2 protein-coding genes and 1 pseudogene are annotated in these 2,634 nt (G+C 40.3%); all 3 read right to left on the reverse strand.

Annotated features, from left to right (window positions below; all coding sequences use genetic code 11):
• Positions 1-326 (reverse strand): annotated as a pseudogene (locus tag WC026_RS17370) (hypothetical protein); the annotation flags it as partial.
• On the reverse strand, positions 326-766 hold the full coding sequence (locus tag WC026_RS17375; RefSeq protein ID WP_372712266.1) for a hypothetical protein: 441 nt from the start codon (positions 764-766) through the stop codon (positions 326-328). The pseudogene WC026_RS17370 and the gene WC026_RS17375, both read right to left, overlap by 1 nt.
• Positions 767-776: 10 nt before the next feature.
• Positions 777-2,634, reverse strand: a 1,858-nt coding sequence (locus WC026_RS17380; protein ID WP_372712267.1) for a hypothetical protein, incomplete at its 5' end; no start/stop codon positions are given.

Raw genomic sequence — 2,634 nt, forward strand, 5'->3', positions numbered from 1 at the left:
ACTAATGTTCCGCTTACGATGTCCCTTGCCCCATCAAAATCAGGGGAACGGGTCCATGAACCAGAATTAACATCATAAATTCCATTTTCAGCAGGAGTAGTTTGATCTTTTACAAGAACTCTTTGCCGGGGTGAGGCGTCAGCAGTTAAAGCTATCCCGTCAATAGTTTGTGCTCCTGAGAGTGTAATATTTGCAGTAGTGGCAACCTTAACAGGGGTTTTCACCGCTACATTTCCAACTGTCCCATTGATTCTGTCTGTCTGTTGAGCCTGTGCAAATGATACACAAAAAAAGAAAAGGCATAATAGGAAAAATATTCTTTTCATTATTTAACTCCTGTAACCCTCACATATATTATTGCGGAATGGACAGCATTATTTGAGATAGCAAGTATAAGGTTCCCTTTTACCATGTAATATACACTAGGAATGTGAATCTCTTTGGTTGTTTGATCAATCCCATCAACGCCGTTACCGTCCATAAGGTCTTTACTAGGGGTATCTCCATCAGAAAGGGTATAATCGGAATCATCGGTTGGGGCTGTCGCTCCGGGCCATGTCTCTACTGTATATAGATAATATCCCTTAAATCCTGTAACGGTAGTGTTATCCATTGTCCCATCTGAACTGTCAGCAGTGCATGTATAGGTTTTCCATCTTAAAGCTTCGCCATTAAAGCTGTCGGAGGCATTTTCAACACAAGTTCCCGCCGCCCATGCTTGAACACTCATCAAACAAAAGGCTATGATCAATAATATTTTCTTCATGTTTTTTCTCCTATTCCACTTTATCTATTTTTTGTTGTAAAGTTTCTCTTTCTTCATCTGTTAAATCTTTATTATCGTTCATATCTTTAATTTTTTTATCCCATAATTCCCTTAGTTCTTCTTTTTCAGCAGGGCTGGCCTTACCAAATGCAAAGATAGCTTGCTCTATTGAAAGGTGCGAAAATGCCGCTTGCATAGCCGTCAAAGAGACTTCTTCATCAATGTATTTTTGTTCCTTGGCACTCATGGAATCATATAATTGTTGTTGTTTGGAATTAAGGGATTTACCCTGTCTAAGCTTGTTTATTATGTCTCGTCTTTGAATCCCTGAATCCCTGTAAGTATTTGCGGAAATCCCTATTATGTCTACTATCGCCCCTGCGACTGCATCGGCTGAAACATCATCTTTTAGATTAATAAAATTCTGTACGCTTATAGGAGTAAATCCGCTATATGCTGCACTTCCCCATGTGAATGTTTCACCTTGCCTATTCTCCCCTTTTAACATCTGAGCTATTACGCTGACGGGAGGGGTTACTTTATTCATAAAGAAATCAAGGGTTGCGTCTAACCTGTCTTTTTGCCCAAATCCGGTTCCGTATTGAGTAGTCAATCCTGTGGTTGATGATTTAGTTGAATTTGTCCACAATCTAGCGGCAAGAGTTATGATAGCGGCCTTTCCTGCCGTAATATCAAATCTCGTATCGCCTATTTTTATCTTTCCGAAATCGGGGCTTGTGGGATTCGTTTCAACGCTCCCCGGCTTTAAAGCGTTAGCAATCATCATTACAGTTGCGGTTTCACCAACTATTTTAAGAAGATTTATGGCTGCTTGTTTTCTGGCCCATCCAGTTTTAAATCCTATTCCTGCGCCGTGGACTGTCATAACATCAAGATTAGCTTTCAGCATTTTAGGAGCCCAAAGCATTACCCTTACGAAAGAGCCTTCACCCCTTTTACCCCACTTGCCCCTTGCGGTTAATGAATTAGTTAAGCTGCCTGTGTCTTTAAGCCATACATCGGATGTGGTATTTACTCCGTTTTTACTTGCATTCCTTTCAAGTAAATCAAATAAATCCATCCTCATGCGTAATCCACTACCCTTAAAGGCAACTTCTGAGGCTTTGAATACTCTACCGATTAAGGGGACTCTATCAGGCAAAGAAGTAGGATATTGCTCTTCGTGTTTTGCGATTACTCCGGCCTTTTCATATTTGCCATTAACATAATTAGGCCGTGAATAAGCGTCTGCCCGTAAAGCGTCAAAGGCATTTTGCTTACCTAAAACTTTAACGAAGTCTATAAATGAATTTTTAGCAGCAGGATACCAAGCGGAAGGATGAGTCAACAAAGTACCTAATCCCTGCCTTCCCATGAAAGAATTATCTAATGTGGCAACCATACCTATGGAATTTTCAGTTATTGTCGTTGTGCTATCTTTCGCAACATCCCAAGTGGCCTGTGAAGGATTTTCTTTCCATGTCGTTTTGGCTTCTTCAACCCTATTTTTTAACTGTGTCGCAATGGACGCATTTTCACCCTTGAGACTATCAACATAATTTTCATATTCTACTTTTGCAGTTCCATAAGCTATCCTATCCCCTCCGGCTTCCATAGCTCTTTTAGCATCAGCAGTAGACTTGGATAACCTTACCAATTCCGTTATTTCTTCTTTGCTTATAGTCCCGGAGGCTTCGGAGGCGGCTTGAAAATCCGCTTTAGCTCGTTCATATTCTTCGTTTAGGCGTTTCCCTTCTTCATCAATAATGGTCTTACTCTTTTGTGTCTTTGTGAAATCACCTTCGGCTATTTTTTCATTTATTTTAGTGGTTGCGTTAATCTTTCGGGTTTTGTATGCCTTAAGATTG

The organism is Hyphomicrobium sp. (assembly GCF_041674905.1).
Classification (GTDB): Bacteria; Pseudomonadota; Alphaproteobacteria; order Rhizobiales; family Hyphomicrobiaceae; genus Hyphomicrobium_B.